The sequence below is a fragment of the Microbacterium sp. Ag1 genome, assembly GCF_001005635.1.
GTDB lineage: Bacteria > Actinomycetota > Actinomycetes > Actinomycetales > Microbacteriaceae > Microbacterium > Microbacterium oxydans.
Window position 1 is genome coordinate 468,441 of sequence record NZ_LBCR01000034.1, and the last position, 20,351, is coordinate 488,791.

Sequence of the window (20,351 nt, forward strand, 5' to 3'; positions counted from 1 at the left end):
CCGAAACCCTTGTTCCACGTCTCACTGCGTTTCTCCGATCACTCGACCCGCCGCGCACATAGCGTCCCGCACTTCAACGGCACCTGTCTGTCCTCCGTTCGGGGGACAGACCAGCCAAACCCGCACCACATTGCGAAGAGCGGCCGATATACAATTCGACGGTCGATTACACACTCCTCAAACAGACCGCTGTGCGTCCGGCGACCGCCGAGGAGATCGCAACACACCAGGTCGGGGCCGTTGGCGACCGCGGAAACGCTTAGCTACTACACCCCGGCGCTGGCGTGATTCCCACCGGCGTACTTATCGGCGTGGTCAGCGAGCCGATGCCCCGTCCGGAGTGGGCCGACGGCTCACTCCGCGGAGTCGTACACCCGCTCCCCCTCGACCCAGGTGCCGCGCACCTCGGTCAGGCCGATCTCGTCGGCCGGATGCTCGAACGGGTCACGGTCGAGCAGGGCGAGGTCGGCCCGCATCCCCACCGCGATCGTGCCGGTGTCGTCGAGGTGGTTCACCCGCGCGGAGCCCGCGGTGTACGCCACGAGCGCGGTCGCGAGATCGATCGCCTGCTCCGGCAGGAACGCGGGGTAGTCGCCCTCCCACTCGGTCGGCGCGGAACGACGGTTCACCGCGACGTGGATCGCCGCCATCGGGTTCGGTGTGCTCACCGACCAGTCGCTTCCCGCGGCGAGCGCAGCCCCCGAACGCAACAGGTCACCGAACGGGTACTGCCACGCCGACCGCTGTTCCCCGAGGAAGGGGATGGTGAGATCGACCATCTGCGGCTCCAGCGTCGCCCACAGCATCTGCATGTTGGCGGTGACGTCGAGCGCCCGGAACCGCGGGATGTCGTCGGGGTGCACGACCTGGATGTGGGAGATGTGGTGCCTGTTCCCGCGAGGTCCGTTGCGCACGAGCGCGGCGTCGACCGCATCCAGGCACTCCCGCACCGCGCGGTCGCCGATCGCGTGGAAGTGCAGCGTGAATCCGAGGGCATCGAGCCGCGTCGCCGCTTCCTTGAGCAGCTCGGGTTCGACGAAGGAGATCCCGGAGTCCTCGCGCGGATGCCCGTGGCCGTCGCAGTAGGGCTCGAGCATCGCGGCGGTGAAGTTCTCCGCGACGCCGTCCTGCATGATCTTCACGCTGCGTGCCCGGAATCGCCCGACCGTGCTCTCGTCGCGACGCCGGACGATGTCGTCGATCTGCTCCAGGCCGCGCGACCGGTCCCACCACAGCGAACCCACCACGCGACCGGTGAGCGCACCGGATGCGGCGGCGGTCAGGTACGCGGGCAGCGGGTCGCCCGCGTCTCCGTACTCGGTGCCGACGATCGCGTCCTGCCACGCCGTCACGCCGTAGGAGTGCAGGTGGCGCTGCCCCTGCAGGAGGGCCTCCACCAGACGCTCGGGCGCCTCCGTCGGCAGCAGCCTGTTGACCAGGCCCATCGCGCCCTCGTGCAGCGTGCCGCTCGGTGCGCCGGTCGCGTCGCGCTCGATCCGCCCGTCCGCTGGATCGGCCGTCGCGCGGGTGATGCCGGCGAGCGCAAGTGCTCGGGAGTTGACCCAGGCGCCGTGGCCGTCGCGGTTGGGCAGGAATGCCGGGCGGCCGGGCACGACGGAGTCGAGGTCTTCCGCGGTCGGTACACCGCCGGGGAACGCCGACATCTGCCATCCGCCGCCCAGGATCCACTCGTCATCGGGATGCTCCTGCGCATAGGCGGCGATGCGGTCGAGGTACTCCTCGCGCGTCGACAGCTCGGCGAGGTCGCAGCGGAGCATGTCCAACCCGCCCCACACCGGGTGCACATGCGCGTCTTGGAACCCCGGTACCAGAAGCCCGCCGTCGAGGTCGACGACCTCGGTGTGCGGGCCGACCAGCGCCGAGACGTCGTGCCCCACCCCACTGATACGGCCGTTCGTGACGGCGACGGCGTGCGCGGTGGATCGCGCAGCATCCGCGAGGAACACCCGTCCCCCTCGCGTGCCGGCGGTGAACACCAGATCTGCGAACACCATGCTCACCCTCCAGCCATCGTGCGGGCGATCTCGGTCGCCGAGTCACCCGCACGCTTGAGGACGACCGCCACCAGAGCGAGTGCCAGCAGCGTGAGCACCAGCATGATCGTGGACACCGCGGCGATCTCCGGCCGCAACCCGCTGCGGAGGGCGCTGAGCACGTAGACGGGCCACGGCGTCGTGCCGGAGACCTGCACGAAGGCGGAGACGACGGTGTTGTCGAGACTCAGCGTGAACGAGAGCAGGAACCCGGCGAGCACCGCAGGCATCGCGAGAGGCAGCGTGATCTTGAAGAAGGTGCGCACCGGGGGCGCATAGAGGTCGGCCGAGGCCTCTTCGAGCCGGGCGTCGAGCCCCACGAGCCGCGCCCGCACGATGTACGACACGATCGCGATAGAGAACAGCGACTGTCCCACCACGAGTCTCATGGTGCCGTCGTTGAAGATGCCGATCCCGGCGTCCTGCCCGAGGAAGACCAACCACGGCAGGAGCGCGACGGCATCCACGATCTCCGGCGTCACCGACACGAGCAGCAGCAGTCCGAGGAACCACCACACCCACTTGCCGGGATTGCGCGCCATCGCGATGCCGGCGAGGGTTCCCAACGCGGTGGCAAGGAGCGCCGCCAGCAGGCCCGTGCGCACCGAGACGAGCACCGCGTCGCGGATCGCCGGCTTGTTCACGATCGCGAGGAACGAGTCGAAGCCGAAATGGTCCCACGACACCAGCAGCCGGCCGACATTGAAGGAGTAGACGATGATCACGAGGATCGGCAGGAACAGGAACAGGAACACCAGCGCCGCCCAGAGCGGCAGCACGAAGCGACCGGCCCCTCGGCGCACGCGCGGTGCGGTCTTCTGCGGTCCATCGGTCACGGCGGTCATGATCCCTCCCCCAGGACGAGGCGGTTGCGTTGCCGGAGCGGCAGGGTCACGAGCCAGAGGAGTCCGGCCGCGACGGCGATCGAGAGCATGATGACGATGATCAGCAGTACCGCCATGGCCGAGCCGAGCGCCCAGTTCTGCGCGGTCTGGAACTGACTCGCCACGACCTGCCCGATCATGTTGCCCTTCGCCCCGCCCAGCACGGTCGCCGTGATGTAGTCGCCCATGAGCGGGATGTACACCAGCAGCACTCCCGCGATGATCCCGGGCCTGGCCAGGGGCACGGTCACCCTCAGGAAGGTCGTAACGCTGTTCGCACCGAGATCCTTGCTCGCCTCGCGCAGCGGCCCCGACACGCGATCGAAGGCCACGAACAGCGGCAGGATCATCAGCGGCAGGTAGTTGTAGACGACGCCGAGGAGCACCGCGCCGCGCGAGTAGAGCAGATCGAGCGGACCGGGGATGACCCCGATGCCCTGCAGCAGCTGCGAGAGCCAGCCCTCGGGGGCGAGGATCACCTGCCAGCCGATGGTGCGCACGAGGAAGTTGGTCCAGAACGGCACCATCACGAGCGCGAGCAGGAGTCCGCGCTTCGAGGGCGGGGCCTTCACCGCGATCCAGTATGCGACCGGACCGCCGATCACCAGACACAGGGCCGTGCCGAGGATGCCGATCCACAGTGTGTTCAGGAACGTGCTGAAGAACGTCGGGGAGAGAGCTTCGAGGTAGCGGTCGAACGAGAGGTGGTCGAGCGCATGCGTGGCGAAGATGCTCGGCTTGTAGCCGAAGCTGAACACGATCACCATGAAGATCGGGGCGACGAAGAAGACGAGCAGCCAGACCCAGGCGGGGATCGCGAGGCCGAACTTGAGCTTAGGCACCGGCGGCCGCCTTCATCGAGTTCCAGATCGAGACGACACGGTCCTGCGCATCGGTCAGCTTGCCCTCGTGCATCGTGGCCACCTGCTCCTCGTCGAAGAACACCATGTCGAGCCGTTCCAGCCCCGCAGCCTCCGCTTCCTCGCGGATGCCGGAGATGCCGGTGTCGTAGCCGATGTAGTCGACCTGTGCGAGCTGCACGTCGGGCTGCAGCACGAAGTCGATGAACGCGTGCGCGGCCTCGGGGTGCGGAGCTCCCGCGGCGATCGCCCAGTTGTCCATCCACAGCTCCGTCGCCGGGCTCCCGAGCACCCACTGCCAGCGGTCAGGGTCGTCCGACTCGAAGATACCGAGCCGCGCGTCGCCGTTGTAGGACTGCAGCAGCGCGTGGGACGCCTGCGGGATCGACGACCCACCGGGGTACGAGTCGAACGCCGAGACGTGCGGAGCGAGATCCTTCACCAGGAACCTCTCGACCGCGTCGAGGTGGTCGGGATCGGTGGTCGTCCAGTCGATGCCGTTCGCCCAGAAGTAGATGCCCAGCAGCGGTGCCGGGTCGTCGAGCACCGAGGTCGAGCCCGATGCCTCGTTCTGCGCGGCATCGATGAAGTCGTTCCAGGTCGTGAGCTCGCGCGAGATCACCCTCTTGTCGTACACGAACCCCGTGGTCCCCCACGCCTTGCACACCGAGTACTCGTTGCCGGGATCCCAAGAGCGCCCACGGAACTCGGGGGCCACGTGCTTCATGTTCGGCAGCAGGTCGAGGTTGAACTTCTGCAGGAGTCCGTTCTCGGCCATGGGCCCGACGAACACCCCGGTCGGCACCACGATGTCGTAGCCGGAGGTGCCGCGGGCGGCGACCAGCTTGGCGATCAGCTCCTCGTTGGAGTTGAAGGCGTCGAGCACGATGCGCGGGCCGCTCTCGGCGGTGAACTGCTCGAGCACCTCCGGGGCGTCGTAGTCACCCCAGCTGTAGATGGAGAGCTTGTCCTCGAGAGGGCCGCCCTCGGCATGCACGGCCGCGGCGTTCTGCCCCGGCGAGCACGCGCTGAGCACGACGGCACCGCCCGCCATGATCGCGGTGGCGAGGAAGCCCCGTCGGGTCAGCTCGGTGCGGATCACCCGCGCGGCACTCCGGTGTGCGAGCACGCGCACCGGAGGGGCGCCCGTCACAGCCCGCCGTCCTTGGGCAGGGTGATCACGTGCGTCGCGGTGGTGGGGATGCCCTCGGCGGCGAACAGCCGCGCATCCGCAGGATCCCACACACAGCGGACGGCGTCATCGACTCGCACCCGCGGGGCGGTCGGGGCCGGCATGCGCGAGAGGAACGTGGCGTCCTCGCCGACGCGAACAGCGACCTGGAGGGTCTCACCCAGGTGCGAGACACCGAGCACGCGCCCGGGGACGCCCCCGCCTTCGCCCTGTTCCAGACGGACGTACTCCGGCCGGATGGCGGCGACGGCCGGCTGCCCCGCCGCCACATGCTCCCCACCCCAGCGGCCCGCGATCACGCCGATGGCCGTGTCGACCGCCTCCCCATCTGCCCGAACCGTGCCGTGCACGAAGTTCTGCTGACCGATGAACGACGCCACGTAGGCGGAGGCCGGCTCCGCGTAGATGGCGTCCGGCGCATCGAGCTGCTCGATCCGCCCCGCGCGCATCACGGCGATCCGATCGCTCATCGAGAGCGCCTCGGCCTGATCGTGGGTGACGAATACGAAGGTCGTGCCCAGCCGCGCCTGCAGCAGCTTGAGCTCGAGCTGCATCTCCTCGCGCAGCTGGCGGTCCAGTGCCGCCAACGGCTCGTCGAGCAGGAGCACGCTCGGCCGGTTGATGAGTGCACGCGACAGAGCGATGCGCTGCTGCTGTCCACCGGAGAGCTGTGTGGGCTTGCGGTCGGCGAAGGCGCGCAGCTGCACCATGTCGAGTGCTTCGCTCACCCGTTCCCGCTGCTCGGCCTTGGGCACGCGCCGCTGCTGCAGCCCGTACGCCACGTTCTCGGCGACCGTGAGGTGCGGGAACAGGGCGTACGCCTGGAAGACGGTGTTCACCTCGCGCCGATACGGGGGGAGGTTCAAGACGCTGCGGCCGGAGATGCGGATGTCCCCGGCATCCGGGTATTCGAAGCCCGCGATCATGCGCAGGGTGGTCGTCTTCCCGCAGCCGGACGGGCCGAGCAGGGAGAGGAACTCCCCCTGCTGCACGTCGAGGGTCAGGTCGTCGACGGCGGTGGCGGTGCCATATCGCTTGGTGACGCCGTCGATGTGGACCGCGCCGGTGGCGGTGGGTGCATCGAGTGTCGCCGTCGACATTCGGGTGTTGTCGGGCATGGAGCCTCCCCATTGAGATTCGCTTGTCGCGAGTCTGTCACAGGAAAGGCGTCAGGTATAGCGAAATCGGAAGCCTCTTGATGATTTCGCAACGGTATCCGTTGCCGATTCAGGAAATGGCGACCGATTGGCACCGATCAGAGGAGGAAGCCACGCAGCAGGGCTTCGGACCCGGCGAGATGATCGCGCATCGCCGCCTCGGCAGCATCCGGACGTCCGGCGAGGATCGCGGAGACGATGCTCTCGTGCTGCTCCCCCGAGTGCTGGATGTTGCGCGGCATCAGCGGGAACGTATCGAGCCACGCATTGACGTCGGCCCTGTTCTCGGCCACGAGCGCGACCAGCGACGGGATTCCGGCGGCCTCGGCGATGGCCAGGTGCAGCAGCGTGTCCAGGCGTCTATACTCCTCAGGACCCGCCGGCACCGCCGCCTCGTGTCGCGCCCACAGGTCGGCACGGGTCGAAGCGTCCAAGGAGCGGCTCGCGGCCGCGCGCACGGCCCCGGTCTCGAGCACGCGGCGCAGCCCGAGCACGTCGTCGATCTCGTCCGGCGTCACCGCCCCCGGCACGCTGGGGTGTGGCAGCGGGTCGGCCACGAACGTGCCTCCGTAGCGACCACGCCGCGGCAGCAGGTAACCGGTGTCGGCCAGCTCGCGGATCGCCTCGCGCACGGTGTCGCGACTCACCCCGAACGACGCCGCCAGCTCGCGCTCCGGAGGCAGGGACTCGCCAGGAGCGACCACACCGAGCCGGATCGTCTGCACGAGTCGGGCCACCGCGTCCTCGAGCGCATTGCCGCGCCGCAGCGGCCGGTAGACGGCCCTTCGCACTTCGACGAGGTCGCCGTCGTGGGAGTGCTCGCTCATGCCTTCACCCTGTCACAGCGAGGTGAGGGTGGCTCACAGCGGGGTGACGTAGGCGTTCGTGATCCCGCCGTCGACGACGAACGCACTCGCGGTGATGAACGACGCGTCGTCGGAGGCGAGGAACGCCACGGCCGCTGCGAGCTCGGCGGGCTCCGCGAAGCGTCCCATCGGCACGTGCACCAGGCGCCGCTGCGCACGCTCCGGATCCTTCGCGAACAGCTCCTGCAGCAACGGGGTGTTCACCGGTCCAGGGCACAGCGCATTCACCCGCACTCCCTGACGGGCGAACTGCACACCGAGCTCGCGGGACATCGCCAGCACGCCCCCCTTCGACGCGGTGTAACTGATCTGCGAGGTGGCGGATCCGAGGAGCGCGACGAAGGAGGCGGTGTTGATGATCGATCCGCGCCCCGCGGGCACCATGTGACGGAGGGCTGCACGGCTGCACAGGTACACGCTCTTGAGATTCACGTCCTGCACGCGATCCCACGCCGGGAGCTCCGTCGTCTCGATGGAGTCGTCATCGGCCGGCGAGATGCCCGCGTTGTTGAAGGCGATGTCGATCCGCCCGAACTCCTCCGCGACACCGTCGAACAGCGCGTTCACCTTGGCCTCGTCTGCGACGTCGACCGGGCGGAACACGCCGCCCACCTCGGCGGCCGCCGCCTCTCCTGTCGTCGGATCGACGTCGGCGATCACGACGAGGGCCCCCTCCGCTGCGAAGCGCTGGGCGGTGGCGAACCCGATGCCGCTCGCGCCGCCGGTGATGATGGCGACGCGGTCCTTGAGACGCTGGGTCAGATCGATGCTCATGTGGGTTCTCCGTTCCGGATGGGTGAAAGGACGACGCGATCAGTGTTCATCGGTCGCGAAGAAGACGTTCTTGGTCTCGGTGAAGTGCTCGGCGGCGTCGGGGCCGAGTTCGCGCCCCAGGCCCGACGCCTTCATGCCGCCGAACGGCGTGGAGTACCGCACCGAGGAGTGCGAGTTCACGGACAGCACGCCGCTGCGCACACCCCGGGCCACGCGGACACCGCGTCCCAGGCTCTCGGTCCAGACGGAGCCCGCGAGACCGTACGCCGTGTCGTTGGCCAGACGGATGGCATCGGCCTCGTCCTCGAACGGCATCACCGCGACGACGGGCCCGAACACCTCCTGCTGCGCGATGCGGTCGGCGGGGTCGGCGAGCACCACGGCCGGCGCGAACCAGAACCCGTCCCCCTCGGGGGCACTGCCACGGAAGGCGATGTCTGCACCGTCGAGGAATGAGGCGACGGTATCGCGGTGTCCCGCCGAGATGAGCGGCCCCATGTCGGTGTCATCGCGGGCAGGGTCGCCCACACGCCAGGCGGCGACGGCCGGTTCGAGCAGTTCGAGGAACCGGTCGTAGACCGAGCGCTGCACGAGCACGCGGCTGCGCGCACAGCAGTCCTGGCCGGCGTTGTCGAACACGGATCCGGGAACTCCGGACGCCGCGCGTTCGAGATCCGCGTCCTCGAAGACGATGTTCGCGCTCTTGCCCCCGAGTTCGAGGGTGACGGGCTTGAGGGCTCGCGCGCAGCCCGCCGCGACTTCGACGCCCACCTCGGTCGAGCCGGTGAAGACGACCTTGCGCACGTCCGGGTGTTCCACGAGACGCTGCCCGACGACCGAGCCCGACCCGGTGACGACCTCGAACAGCCCCTCCGGTAGTCCTGCTTCGCGCGCGAGCTCGCCGAGGCGGATGGCGGTGAGAGGTGTCAGCTCGGCGGGCTTCAGCACCACGGCGTTGCCCGCGGCGAGCGCCGGCGCGAACGCCCACGAGGCGATCGTCATCGGGAAGTTCCACGGAACGATCACGCCGACCACGCCGTAGGGGTCGTGGAACGTGACATCGAGCCCGCCGGCCACCGGGATCTGTCGCCCGGACAGGCGCTCCGGGTCGGCGGAGTAGTAGTTGAGCACCTGGGCGACGTGACCGGCCTCCCAGCGGGCCGAGCCGATCGGATGCCCGGAGTTGAGCACCTCCAGCTTCGCCAGCTCTTCGACGGCGCCTTCCACCGCGCGGGCGAACGACCGGAGGGCATCCGCACGTGCCACCGGGGCCAGGGCCGCCCACCGACGCTGCGCCGCGACGGCACGAGCGATCGCGGCATCCGTCTCTCCGATGCCGGCTCTGGGGACCTCGCGGATCGCGGCACCGGTGGACGGGTTGATGACTGTGAACGCGCTCATCGGGCGTCCTCCTTCCGCCCGGCGGCGAACGCGCGAGCCTGCGAGACGAGATCTGCGAAGAGACGTCGGTCTTCGGCATTCTCCTCCGGATGCCACTGAATGCCGACGACGTGACCATCTGCGGTGTCGACGAACGCCTGCACGAGTCCGTCGGCGGAGTGCGCAGCGGCGACCAGCCCCTCCCCGAGCCGATCGATGCCCTGATGGTGATAGCTGTGCACGCGTACGTCGCCGGCACCGAGGACGCCGGCGAGCGCCGTGTCGCCCGAGACCTCGATGTCGTTCTCGGCGAACACGCCTCCGCCCAGGCGGTAGCGCTCGGTGCCGAGCGACTCGGGCAGGTGCTGGTGCAGAGTGCCTCCGCGCGCCACGTTGACGAGCTGCAGCCCGCGGCAGATCGCGAGCACCGGTATGCGGCGCCGCTCGGCCGCTCTGAACAGCGCCAGCTCCCACGCGTCGCGGTCGACCCGGGCCGGATCCGTGAGCGGATGCCGCTCCTCGCCGTAGAGCTCGGGAGCGACGTCGGCCCCTCCGGAGAGGATCAGTCCGTCCAGCCCGGCGATGGCTGCATCCGCCGACTCCGGGTCCTGTGGCGGCAGGAGCAGTGCGATTCCGCCCGATGCCGTCACCCCGGTCAGGTACTGCTCGGGCAGGAACGCGGCCCGCACATCCCACACCCCCTGCTGCGCCCGCTCGAGGTAGGTCGTGACCCCGATCAACGGTGCCGGGTCAGAGCCGCTCGAAACCACGGATCCGCTCCCAGTCGGTGACGGCGGCGTCGTAGGCCTCGACCTCGATGCGCGCCTGGTTCAGGTAGTGCTCCACAACGTCGTCGCCGAACGCTTCGCGCGCGATGGCCGACTCGCTGAACAGCTGTGCCGCTTCGCGCAGCGTGGTGGGAAGGTGTTCGACGCCGGCCTCGTACGCGTTGCCGGTGAAGCGGTCGGGCAGGGGCAGTTCGTTCTCGATGCCGTACAGACCGCCGGCGATGATGGCCGAGATCCCGAGGTAGGGGTTCACGTCGCCGCCCGGCACTCGGTTCTCGACCCTGAGCCCGGCCCCCGCCCCGATCACGCGCAGCGCACAGGTGCGGTTGTCGATGCCCCAGGCCACTCCGGTCGGGGCGAAGCTGCCCTTCGCGAACCGCTTGTACGAGTTGATGTTGGGCGCATAGAGCAGGGTGAACTCCCGGAGCGTGGCGAGGATGCCGGCGATCCAGTGCCCCATGATCGGACTGAATCCGTGCTCGCCGTCTCCGGCCATGACCGGAGTGCCGTCGTCGGCGCGCAGCGAGAGGTGGATATGGCAGCTGTTGCCCTCGCGCTCATTGAACTTCGCCATGAAGGTGAGCGCCTGGCCGTGCTGCTCCGCGATCTCCTTCGCACCGTTCTTGTAGAGCGCGTGCTGGTCAGCGGTCTCGCGCACCTCGGCATAGCGGAAGGCGATCTCCTGCTGCCCCAGGTTGCACTCCCCCTTCACGCCCTCGCAGTAGAGGCCCGCGCCGTCCATGCTGTTGCGGATGTCGCGCAGCAGCGGCTCGAGGCGGGTGGAGGCGAGCAGGTTGTAGTCGACGTTGTAGTCGGTCGACGGCGTCAGTCCCTCGTACTTGCGGGCCCAGGCGTCGCGGTAGGTGTTGTCGAAGACGATGAACTCGAGCTCGGTGCCCGAGAACGCGGTCCAGCCGCGTTCGGCCAGTCGATCGCGCTGACGGTCGAGGATCGCCCGCGGCGACGGGCTCACCGGCTCCCCGTTTCCCCACACCAGGTCCGCGATCACCAGCGCCGTCCCCGCCAGCCAGGGGATCCGGCGCAGCGTCGCGACGTCGGGCCGCAGCACCATGTCGCCGTAGCCGCGATCCCACCCCGACATCGCGTAGCCGTCGACCGTATTCATGTCCACATCGACCGACAGCAGGTAGTCGCACGCCTCGGCACCGTGATGCACGATGTCCTCCTGGAACAGTCGCGCGGACACCCGCTTGCCGACCAGCCGCCCCTGCGCATCCGCGAAGGCCACGATCACCGTGTCGATCTCGCCGGCGGCGATGCCGGCATCCAGTTGCTCGATGCTCAGGTTTCCCGCCATCGTCTCGCTCCCGTCGTCGTGGTGAAGCGATCGGCCGACCGGCTTCGCCATCAGAGTAGATCACCAGGACGTTTAAAGGTAGACGAAACCACCATTGGCTGTCACAATCATCCGCAAGGTGCACCCGGCGCCTGTGTGTGCTTGCGAACGGAGAGCGGATGTCTGAGCAGAGCAGTGAATCCCGCAAGGTCGCTGGGGCGACCTATACACGCGCCGGGAACGAATACTTCGAGAAACGCACCCTGAAGAGGTCTGCCGGTGTCTGGGGCCTGTGGGGTCTCGCGGTCGCCGCCGTCATCTCCGGAGACTTCTCCGGCTGGAACTTCGGCATCGACTTCGCGGGCTTCGGCGGAATGCTGATCGCCTTCGTGATCCTCGTGCTCATGTACTACGGCATGATCTTCGCGATCGGCGAGATGGCCGCGATGATGCCCCACACCGGGGGCGCCTACTCCTTCGCGCGATCGGCGATGGGACCGTGGGGCGGCTTGGTCACGGGCGCAGCGGAGACGATCGAGTACGTCGCGACCACGGCGGTGATCGTCTACTTCTCGGCGTCGTATGCGAACGGCATCACGAGCGAGCTGCTGGGAATCCAGCTGCCGGGGTGGCTCTGGTACCTCATCCTCTACGTCGTGTTCATCGCGCTGAACTCCGCGGGGGCCGCGATCTCGTTCCGATTCGCGATCGTCGTCTCGATCATCTCGATCGGCATCATCCTGGTGTTCTCCCTGATGGCGATCTTCTCCGGCGCCTTCAGCTGGGATGCGCTGTGGGACATCGCCCCCGACCCCGGCCAGACGGAGTTCCTGCCGCACGGCGTGCTGCCGATCCTGTTCGCGCTCCCGTTCGCGATGTGGTTCTTCCTCGGCATCGAAGAGCTGCCCCTGGCCGCCGAGGAGTCGCACAACCCGACCCGCGACATCCCCAAGGCCGGCTTCTGGGCGCGCGGCACCCTCATCGTCACGGGTCTGCTCGTCCTCTTCCTGAACACCGGCGTGATCGGCGCCGAGGCCACCGGCACCGCGGGCGAGCCGCTGCTCGACGGCTTCCGCGCCATCGTGGGCGACCAACTCGCCGCGGTGCTCGCGCTCTTCGCCCTGATCGGGCTGCTCGCCTCCCTGCAGGGCATCATGTTCGCCTACGGCCGCAACATGTACTCGCTCTCCCGCGCAGGCTACTACCCTCGCTTCCTCTCCCTCACCGGCAAGCGGCAGACGCCGTGGGTGGCGCTCGTCGTCGGTGCGGCGATCGGTTTCGTCGCCCTCATCGTGCTCGACGTGCTCGCGGCCGTCGACGCCGAGGGCGCCGGGTCGGTGGCAGGCGCGATCGTGCTGAACATCGCGGTCTGGGGCGCGGTGCTCGCCTACGGACTCCAGCTGGTGTCGTTCATGATCCTCCGCAGGAAGTACCCGGACGTCGCGCGGCCGTACCGGAGCCCGTGGGGGATCCCCGGCGCAGCTGTCGCGCTCGTGATCGCCGCGCTGATCTTCGTCGGGTTCCTGCTGAATCCGACGTTCGGCCCCGCCATCGTGGCGATCGCCATCGTCTACGTCGTGATCCTGCTCGGATTCGGGCTCTTCTTCCGCCACCGTCTGGTGCTGTCGCCCGAAGAGGAGTACGCGATCTCCGGCGGCTCCCACGGCGACCCGCAGGCCGAGGGCTACGACGCCATGGAGGGCGAGGTGTTCGACGACAGCGGCAGGTGACTCACCGCGCAGCGCCTCGACGACTCCGTCGGGGTGCTGTGTCGCGCCGCCCCTGGACCCTACTTGCGGTCGAAGTCGAAGGCCTTGAGCAGCTCGACGACGGCCTTCTCCCGCTCCTCGCCGCCCTCCTCGAACATGTGGGTGACGTGCGTCTGCAGGTGGTTCTCCAGCAGCAGGCGGTTGAGTGACTCCAGGGAGCGCTGGATGGCGCGGGACTGCGTGATGATGTCCATACAGTAGTCCTCGTTCTCGATCATCCGCGCGACGCCGCGCATCTGTCCTTCGAGGATGCTGGTGCGGTGCAGCGCACGTTTCTTGATGTCTTCGATCACCCCTCGAGGGTACTCCCCCCAGGGGGTATCCGGCTGTCTGTGCGCCGAGACAGCGCACGCTCCGCGCACAGGGCCGCCGGTGCGGTGGCGTGAAAGGATGACGTCATGCCGCGAACACCGATGACGCAGCTCTCGCCCGCCGACCAGGAGCGCCTCCGCGCGCTCCGACGCATGAAGGCCGTCGCCCTCGGCGCCCTGGTGTTCATGGCCGTCGTGTTCGTGTTCGCCTTCGCGTTCCAGCAGCGCATCGAGGGACTCGCCTATGTGCGCGCGGCGGCCGAAGGCGGCATGGTGGGTGCGCTCGCGGACTGGTTCGCGGTGACCGCGCTCTTCCGACGCCCGCTCGGGCTCCCCATCCCGCACACCGCGATCATCCCGAACCGCAAGGACGAGATCGGCCGCTCGCTCGGCGAGTTCGTGGAGACGAACTTCCTCGCCGCCGACGTGGTGCGCACCAAGCTGTCGACCACGAAGATCGCTCTGCGCGCAGGCGACTGGCTGCGTGAGGCCCCGCATGCGGAGCGGGTCGGCGCCGAGGGTGCGACGATCGCCACGGCCGTGCTCAACGCGCTGAGCGACGACGACGTGCGAGACCTGATCACGGACCTCGCCCGCGAGCATCTGGTCGATCCCGAGTGGGGTCCGCCCGCCGGAGCGTGGCTCGAGAAGATCGTCGAGGCCGATGCCCATCACGGCGCTGTCGACCTCGCCGCCGACAGCATCTCGCGCTGGCTCGACGCGAACGCCGAATCGTTCAGCGGTCTGGTCTCCCGGCGCCTTCCGGGGTGGGTGCCGAAGCTGGCTCACCGCTTCGTGGACGACACGGTGTATCACGAGGCGGTCAAGTTCGTGCACGCCGTGCAGGCCGACCCCCGCCACCCGGCACGCCTCGCGGTCGACGGCTATCTGGCACGTCTGGCCGACAGCCTGCAGAACGACCCGGCGACGCGGGCGAAGCTCGAGAACGCCAAGGCGTCGCTGTTCGACAGCCCCCGCGTCGGCGCTCTGGCCGCTGAGGCGTGGAACACCGCGAAGAACGGCTTGCTCGCTGCCCTCGCCGATCCCGAGAGCGGCCTCCGACGCCGCGCCGTGCAGGCCCTGCAGGAGGTCGGGGAGCGCCTCACGACCGACACCGCGCTGCAGAACCGCGTCGACACGTGGGTATCGGACGCCGCGGTCTTCCTCGTCGACCGCTACCGGCACGACATCGCCTCGATCATCACCGACACCGTCGAACGCTGGGACCCGGCGGAGACGACGGAGAAGATCGAGCTCATGGTCGGCCGCGACCTGCAGTACATCCGTTTGAACGGCACGTTCGTCGGCGCCCTGGCCGGTCTCGTCATCTTCTCCATCGCGCACGCCCTGATCCCCGGAGTCTGACCATGCCCTCGTCCTCCCGACCGCTGAGCCACGATCCCCTCTGGCCCCGAGCCGGGTCCTGGCCTGCCTTCGACGGCACCGCCGACGCCGTGCTCGTCGGGGTGCCGACCTGGCGCACCTCGCTCTCCCCGACCGGTGCGCACGCGACGCCCACGGCGATCCGCGCGGCTCTCCCCCGCTACGGCACCGCGCTGATGGGACCGCCGGTGATCGAGCTCGACGAGGTGCTGCGCATCGCCGACGCCGGCGACATCGCCGATCCTGACGGCTCCGCCGGTGAGGCCAGGGTCATCTCCCGCGTGCGCGAGCTCGCCGCCGCTTCGAAACTCGTGATCGCCCTCGGCGGCGACAACTCGCTCACCTATCCGGTGGCGCTCGGTGCCGAAGCGACGGGACTGATCACGTTCGACGCCCACTTCGACCTGCGCGACGGCATCTCGAACGGCACTCCCGTGCGGCGCCTCGTGGAAGATGTCCCCGCCACGTCGCCGCTGGATACCACGCGCATCGACCCGACCAAGGTCGTGCAGATCGGCATCGCCGACTTCGCGAACTCCGCCGCCTACGCCCGACGCGCAGCCGAGTGGGGCATCCGTGTCATCCCCCTCGACGAGCTCCGCCGCCGCGGAATCGACGATGTCGTCGCGGAGGCCGTGGAGGTCGCCGGTTCCGGAGCCGATGCGCGCATCCATCTCGACATCGACGTCGACGTCTGCGACCGGTCGGTCGCGCCGGGCTGCCCGGCGAGCGTGCCCGGCGGTCTGCAGGCGTGGGAGCTGCGCGCCCTCAGCAGGGCCGTCGCGACGGATCGACGTGTCGCGAGCGCCGACCTGGCCGAAGTCGACGCCACCGCCGACGCCGACGATGCCCGCACCGTCCGCCTGGCGGCTCTGTGCGTGCTGGAGCTGCTCGCCGGACTCGCCGCACGCACATGAGGATCGTGGTGTCGGGGACGCACGCCAGCGGCAAGAGCACGCTGATCTCCGACTTCCGTGCGGTCCGCCCCGAGTACGTCGTACTGCCCGACCCCTTCGAGGACCTCGATCTCGACGATCCCGCGAGCGAGCACAGCTTCGCCGTGCAGCTGCGCGTCACCGCGGCGCGACTCCGGGAGTCGGCCGCCGCTTCCGCGGTGATCTGCGAGCGGGGGCCACTCGACTTCCTCGCCTACCTGACCGCTCTGGAGGAGCTGGGCCGCAGTGACGGCGCGCTCCTCGCCCGCGCCGCAGAGATCGTGGAGGCGTCGATGGCCGCGATCGACCTCGTCGCGATCGTGCCCCTGGACGGGAGCCGGCCGATCCACGTCACCGGCGACGAGGACCCGGCTCTGCGCGTCGCGATGGACGAAGCGCTGGTGGGACTCGTCGATGACCTCGAGCGCGCAGGCTCCGTCCCGCACGTGGTCACGATCGTCGGCAGCCCCGAGGAGCGGCTCCGGCTACTGCTCGAGGCGAGCCGGGGCTGACCAGCCCCAACCCCCGTGCGGCGAGGGCGCTCACTCACAGACCCGGTCTCGACCTCCAGCACGAGCGGCCGAGGAACCAGAACGGCCGATGGGACATGATCTCTCATGTCCCATCGGCCATCTTCACGGTGGACCTAAGGGGATTCGAACCCCTGACCTCCTCGATGCGAACGAGGCGCGCTACCAACTGCGCCATAGGCCCGTGAACAGGTTCTACGCTATCACGACGAGAGGGCCGCTCGCGTCGCAGACCGTCATCCTGCGGCCCGATGGGAGAGCAGTTCGCGCACGTGGGCCTCGATCTCGGCGTCGTCGACGAACCCCATCCGCGCGTACGGCGACGACGCGGCCGGCAGGGCCACCGGCGGCTCCGGTGCCATCTGCTCCGCCCGCTCGCGCAGTGCGGCGACTCGCGCGGCCTTGCGGCGCGCCTCCTGGGCTTCGAGCTGAGCCTGTGCGGCCTGCGCACGGGACCCCGCCACGGATGCCATCGGCTCGGGCAGCGGACGCGGCGTCCACGTCGCTCGGCCCTGGTCGTGAAGCTCGGGGGCCACACGCGGAGCAACAGGGGTGGCCACGACGTGGGCGGCGCGCGCGGCACGGTTCGCGACCGCGGCCATGCGCTGCAGAGCGACACCGGCGACGACGACCACCGCACCACCGACCCAGATCAGAGCAGATCCGCCGGCAGCCAGCAGCTGCCACACGCCCAGCCCGGCGACGATGAGCCCGGCCAGCAGGCTGCTGGTCGCGAGGATACGCACACGTCTACGCGCGCGCGCCCGACGGATCACGGGGTCGGCCCTGGTGGCCGCGAGTTCCTGCCGCAGAGCCTCGAGCGCGGCGGCCTCCCGCTCCGACTGCACCCTCTTCGCCAGCTTCTGCTGAGCGAGCGCGGTGCGGGCGTTCAGCTCGACGCGGACCTCCCCCGGCGTCTCGCTCGTCTCGGCGAGCACGCGCAGCGCCTGGTTCAGTCGCACGGCGTTGCGTTCGGCGGCGTTGTACTGGAACCGGCCTCGCCACGACGGCAGAAGATAGAGCATCCACAAGAGCACGGCGACGAGCACGATCACTCCTCCGCTCAGCACCGGCCCGTCCATACCGACAACGCTAAGGGCTGGGGGCGGGCAGCGCCGTACAGACGGGCGCGTGTCGCGGCGTGTTCGTCCGGATCCGCTGTCCGGACGGGTGTTTCAGGACGATATGCGGTCGGCCGGCGGCACCGTCGCGGCGTCGGGAGGCACCTGGCCGCTGAGCCACCGCGCCAGCACACCCTGCGGCACGTCTTCCGTGGTCAGGGCGAATGCGTAGTGGTCGCGCCAGTCCCCGTCGATGTGGATGTAGCGCCGCCGCAATCCCTCGTACCGGAACCCGAGCTTCTGGACGATGCGCAGGCTCGCGGCGTTCTCCGGACGGATGCAGATCTCCATGCGGTGCAGGCCGTACTCGGTGAAACACGCATCGGTGGCCATCGCGACCGCGGTCGGGGTGATCCCGCGACCGGCGAACCGCTCGCTCACCCAGTACCCGATCGTGGCAGAGCACAGCGAGCCCCGAGAGACTCCCCATACGTTGAGCTGCCCCGCGATCTCGCCGTCGTACTCCATGACGAAGGGGTAGCCGGAGCCGTCACGGTACTGCTGGAGCAGGCGACGGATGCTGAGCCTCCTATCGAATGACACCGATCCGTACGGGACGGTCGCCTCCCACGGCTGAAGCCATGACCTGTTGGCGAGCAGCTCATGCTGCAGAGGCCGCGCATCCTTCGTTCGGACGAGCCGCAGCTCTATCGGGCCGTGTCGCATCCCCGTCGCCAGATCCATGCCGCACCGACGCCCGCGAAGCCGCCTAGAGGCGTTCCGCGAACTCCTTGAGCCAGGGGCGCAGCTCCGAACCGAGGTCGTCGCGGTCTGCCGCGAGCTGGACGATCGCCTTGATGTAGTCGACGCGGTCGCCCGTGTCGTAGCGGCGACCACCGAAGACGACGCCGACGACGCCGGGGCCGTCAGGGTCGGCCGCCATCACCTGCAGTGCGTCCGTGAGCTGGATCTCGCCCCCCTTGCCCGGCTCGGTGTGCTCGAGGATCTCGAAGACCGAGGCCGGGAGGACGTAGCGTCCGATGACCGCGAGGTTCGAGGGGGCGTCCTCCTGTGCCGGCTTCTCGACGAGACCGGTGACCCGAACCGCATCCGACCCTTCGAGGGGTTCGACCGCAGCGGCGCCGTACATGTGGATGTTCGCGGGATCGACCTCCATCAGCGCGATCACCGCGGCGCCGGTGCGCTCGTGCTCGGCGATCATCTCGGTGAGCAGCGGATCGCGCTCGTCGATCAGGTCGTCACCGAGCAGCACGGCGAAAGAACTGTCGCCGACATGGGTGCGCGCACGCAGCACTGCATGACCCAGACCCTTCGGCTCACCCTGACGGACGAAGTGGATGTCGGCGAGGTCGCTCGACTTCATCACGCGCTCGAGGCGACCGGTGTCGCCCTTCTCCATGAGCTTCACCTCGAGCTCGGGGACCGAGTCGAAGTGGTTGGAGATCGCGTTCTTGTTGCGCCCGATGATGACGAGGATGTCGTCGATCCCGGCGTCAGCCGCCTCTTCGACGACGTACTGGATGGCCGGCTTGTCGACGACCGGGAGCATCTCCTTCGGCATCGCCTTCGTGGCGGGCAGGAATCGTGTCCCCAGTCCGGCGGCGGGGATGACTGCTTTGATCTTGTGGTTGCCCATCCTCTCAGCCTAGTGGTGAGCGTCGACGTAGACTCGGAGCCATGTCGAACGACGTCGAACACGCCAAGCGCGCACTCCGCGCCGAGCTCCGCGAACGACGCCAGCTCCTCTCCGACACACAACGCGAGACGGCGGCCACGGCCATCGGCGAACGCCTCGATGCCCTCGTCGACGAACTGGGCGCCCGATCCATCTCCTGCTTCCTCTCCACCACGACGGAGCCGGGCACCCGTGACTTCGTGACCAGGGCCGTGCGCCGCGGCATCCGCGTGCTCCTCCCCGTCACCCGCGCCGACGGGCTGCTGGACTGGGCTGTCGCCACGGACGATGACGAGGTCGCCGAGGGCCTCTTCGGCCTGCCGGAGCCCACGGGCGAGGTGCTGGGCCCTATCGCCGTGAACGACGTCGACCTGATGATCGTCCCTGCCGCGGCGGTCGACCGTTCCGGCATGCGCATGGGCTGGGGGCGCGGGTACTTCGACAAGACGATCGGCTCGATGGAGAAGTGCCCTCCCGTCTACGCGGTCATCTATGATTCCGAGGTACTCGACGAACTTCCGCGAGAGGTCCACGACCAGCCGGTGAACGGCGTCGTGACCCCGTCGCAGACCCTCACCCTGTCGCCTCGGCGACGCTGATCTCAAGGACCCCCATGCCCACCTACGCCTATGCCTGCACCGCGTGCGGTCACACCTTCGACGCCGTGCAGAGCTTCGCCGACGACGCTCTCACCGTGTGCCCCGAGTGCGGTGGCGCGCTGCGCAAGCAGTACGGCTCGATCGGTGTGACCTTCAACGGCTCCGGTTTCTATCGCACGGACTCGCGCGCCAAATCCGGTGGATCGAAGGATGGTTCGGCATCATCGAAGACGGAATCGACGACGAGCGCCAAACCGGCGGCTGCGTCGACTCCGGCCTCTTCCTGAGGTATCGATCTGTTGGGGGATCCCATGCTCAAAGGTTTCAAGGACTTCCTGCTCCGGGGCAACGTCATCGATCTGGCCGTCGCGGTCGTCATCGGCACGGCGTTCACCGCGATCGTCACGGCCGTCGTCAACAGCATCATCAACCCGCTCATCGCGCTCTTCCTCAAGGCGGACGCGGCCGGACAGTTCGGGATCCAGGTTCCGAACATCTACGGCGAGACGGTGACCTTCCCGATCGGCGACCTGATCTCGGCGATCATCAGCTTCCTCGCCGTCGCCGTCGTCGTGTACTTCGTGTTCGTGCTGCCGATGAACACGTTCAAAGCTCATGTCGAGGCCCGCAAGGGCACGCCCGCGGAGGAGCCGGAGGAGGAGCCGGCCGCGGCGACCGAGTCCGAGCTGCTCGTCGAGATCCGCGATCTGCTCAAGGCACAGCGCGGAGCCTGACCGGCTGGAACCACTCGAGACGCACGGTCCCTCTTCGGAGGGACCGTGCGTCTCTCCGTTCCCGGCTGAGGTAGGAGCCGC

The 20,351-nt window shown here is 68.8% G+C and carries 21 protein-coding genes and 1 tRNA gene; 7 read left to right on the forward strand and 15 right to left on the reverse strand.

What is annotated here, in order from left to right; all coding sequences use genetic code 11:
- Positions 1-353: 353 nt before the first annotated feature.
- The 10 genes from AAY78_RS18880 to AAY78_RS18925 form a co-directional block, all read right to left on the reverse strand.
- The gene (locus AAY78_RS18880; RefSeq protein WP_046749780.1) at positions 354-2,015 is read right to left on the reverse strand and encodes an amidohydrolase; all 1,662 of its coding nucleotides are present in this window, start codon (positions 2,013-2,015) and stop codon (positions 354-356) included.
- A gap of 2 nt (positions 2,016-2,017) precedes the next feature.
- Complete coding sequence (locus tag AAY78_RS18885; RefSeq protein ID WP_231589758.1) at positions 2,018-2,899, reverse strand: ABC transporter permease; 882 nt, start codon at positions 2,897-2,899, stop codon at positions 2,018-2,020.
- On the reverse strand, positions 2,896-3,780 hold the full coding sequence (locus tag AAY78_RS18890; RefSeq protein WP_046749781.1) for an ABC transporter permease: 885 nt from the start codon (positions 3,778-3,780) through the stop codon (positions 2,896-2,898). Before AAY78_RS18890 ends, AAY78_RS18885 begins: the two co-directional genes overlap by 4 nt.
- Positions 3,773-4,951 carry a polyamine ABC transporter substrate-binding protein gene (locus AAY78_RS18895; RefSeq protein ID WP_046749782.1) on the reverse strand — a complete coding sequence of 393 codons (1,179 nt, stop codon included), beginning with the start codon at positions 4,949-4,951 and terminating at the stop codon, positions 3,773-3,775. The genes AAY78_RS18890 and AAY78_RS18895 overlap by 8 nt, the downstream gene beginning before the upstream one ends.
- The gene (locus tag AAY78_RS18900; RefSeq protein WP_046749783.1) at positions 4,948-6,108 is read right to left on the reverse strand and encodes an ABC transporter ATP-binding protein; all 1,161 of its coding nucleotides are present in this window, start codon (positions 6,106-6,108) and stop codon (positions 4,948-4,950) included. Before AAY78_RS18900 ends, AAY78_RS18895 begins: the two co-directional genes overlap by 4 nt.
- A gap of 137 nt (positions 6,109-6,245) precedes the next feature.
- Entirely contained in the window at positions 6,246-6,974 is a 729-nt protein-coding gene (locus AAY78_RS18905; protein ID WP_046749784.1) for a FadR/GntR family transcriptional regulator, read from the reverse strand.
- Between the two features lie 33 nt (positions 6,975-7,007).
- Positions 7,008-7,787: a 3-oxoacyl-ACP reductase gene (locus AAY78_RS18910; RefSeq protein WP_046749785.1), complete on the reverse strand. Its 780-nt coding sequence runs from the start codon at positions 7,785-7,787 to the stop codon at positions 7,008-7,010.
- 39 nt (positions 7,788-7,826) lie between these two features.
- Positions 7,827-9,188 (reverse strand): aldehyde dehydrogenase family protein, encoded by a 1,362-nt coding sequence (locus tag AAY78_RS18915; RefSeq protein WP_046749786.1) that lies wholly within the window; start codon positions 9,186-9,188, stop codon positions 7,827-7,829.
- On the reverse strand, positions 9,185-9,937 hold the full coding sequence (locus AAY78_RS18920; protein WP_046749787.1) for a gamma-glutamyl-gamma-aminobutyrate hydrolase family protein: 753 nt from the start codon (positions 9,935-9,937) through the stop codon (positions 9,185-9,187). The genes AAY78_RS18915 and AAY78_RS18920 overlap by 4 nt, the downstream gene beginning before the upstream one ends.
- On the reverse strand, positions 9,918-11,324 hold the full coding sequence (locus AAY78_RS18925; RefSeq protein ID WP_046749788.1) for a glutamine synthetase family protein: 1,407 nt from the start codon (positions 11,322-11,324) through the stop codon (positions 9,918-9,920). The genes AAY78_RS18920 and AAY78_RS18925 overlap by 20 nt, the downstream gene beginning before the upstream one ends.
- 107 nt (positions 11,325-11,431) lie before the next feature.
- Between AAY78_RS18925 and AAY78_RS18930 the strand changes: the two genes are divergently transcribed.
- On the forward strand, positions 11,432-12,982 hold the full coding sequence (locus tag AAY78_RS18930) for an amino acid permease (protein WP_046749789.1): 1,551 nt from the start codon (positions 11,432-11,434) through the stop codon (positions 12,980-12,982).
- A 59-nt stretch (positions 12,983-13,041) separates the two neighbouring features.
- On the opposite strand, the gene AAY78_RS18935 is transcribed toward AAY78_RS18930, so the two are convergent.
- Complete coding sequence (locus AAY78_RS18935) at positions 13,042-13,314, reverse strand: metal-sensitive transcriptional regulator (RefSeq protein ID WP_045263421.1); 273 nt, start codon at positions 13,312-13,314, stop codon at positions 13,042-13,044.
- Between the two features lie 105 nt (positions 13,315-13,419).
- On the opposite strand from AAY78_RS18935, the gene AAY78_RS18940 reads away from it, so the two are divergent.
- From AAY78_RS18940 to AAY78_RS18950, 3 genes are read left to right on the forward strand one after another with little or no spacing between them, the layout of a single operon-like run.
- A complete protein-coding gene (locus tag AAY78_RS18940) occupies positions 13,420-14,697 on the forward strand; it encodes a DUF445 domain-containing protein (RefSeq protein ID WP_046749790.1) in 1,278 nt (425 codons plus the stop codon).
- A gap of 2 nt (positions 14,698-14,699) precedes the next feature.
- Positions 14,700-15,632 carry an arginase family protein gene (locus tag AAY78_RS18945; RefSeq protein ID WP_046749791.1) on the forward strand — a complete coding sequence of 311 codons (933 nt, stop codon included), beginning with the start codon at positions 14,700-14,702 and terminating at the stop codon, positions 15,630-15,632.
- An 8-nt stretch (positions 15,633-15,640) separates the two neighbouring features.
- A complete protein-coding gene (locus tag AAY78_RS18950; protein WP_164734105.1) occupies positions 15,641-16,162 on the forward strand; it encodes an AAA family ATPase in 522 nt (173 codons plus the stop codon).
- Between the two features lie 129 nt (positions 16,163-16,291).
- Here the strand turns inward: AAY78_RS18950 and AAY78_RS18955 are convergent.
- The 4 genes from AAY78_RS18955 to galU all read right to left on the reverse strand — a co-directional run bounded on the left by AAY78_RS18955 (position 16,292) and on the right by galU (position 18,898).
- Positions 16,292-16,364, reverse strand: a tRNA-Ala gene (locus AAY78_RS18955).
- Between the two features lie 52 nt (positions 16,365-16,416).
- Entirely contained in the window at positions 16,417-17,262 is an 846-nt protein-coding gene (locus tag AAY78_RS18960; RefSeq protein WP_046749793.1) for a hypothetical protein, read from the reverse strand.
- 93 nt (positions 17,263-17,355) lie between these two features.
- Positions 17,356-17,967: a GNAT family N-acetyltransferase gene (locus AAY78_RS18965; protein WP_046749882.1), complete on the reverse strand. Its 612-nt coding sequence runs from the start codon at positions 17,965-17,967 to the stop codon at positions 17,356-17,358.
- Positions 17,968-18,010: 43 nt separating this feature from the next.
- Entirely contained in the window at positions 18,011-18,898 is an 888-nt protein-coding gene (gene galU / locus AAY78_RS18970; protein WP_046749794.1) for a UTP--glucose-1-phosphate uridylyltransferase GalU, read from the reverse strand.
- A 41-nt stretch (positions 18,899-18,939) separates the two neighbouring features.
- Here galU and AAY78_RS18975 point away from each other — a divergent pair, with 41 nt between their 5' ends.
- From AAY78_RS18975 to mscL, 3 genes are read left to right on the forward strand one after another with little or no spacing between them, the layout of a single operon-like run.
- Positions 18,940-19,536 (forward strand): 5-formyltetrahydrofolate cyclo-ligase, encoded by a 597-nt coding sequence (locus tag AAY78_RS18975; RefSeq protein WP_046749795.1) that lies wholly within the window; start codon positions 18,940-18,942, stop codon positions 19,534-19,536.
- A gap of 14 nt (positions 19,537-19,550) precedes the next feature.
- Complete coding sequence (locus AAY78_RS18980) at positions 19,551-19,823, forward strand: FmdB family zinc ribbon protein (protein ID WP_046749796.1); 273 nt, start codon at positions 19,551-19,553, stop codon at positions 19,821-19,823.
- 24 nt (positions 19,824-19,847) lie between these two features.
- On the forward strand, positions 19,848-20,270 hold the full coding sequence (mscL, locus tag AAY78_RS18985) for a large conductance mechanosensitive channel protein MscL (protein ID WP_046749797.1): 423 nt from the start codon (positions 19,848-19,850) through the stop codon (positions 20,268-20,270).
- Positions 20,271-20,351: the final 81 nt, after the last annotated feature.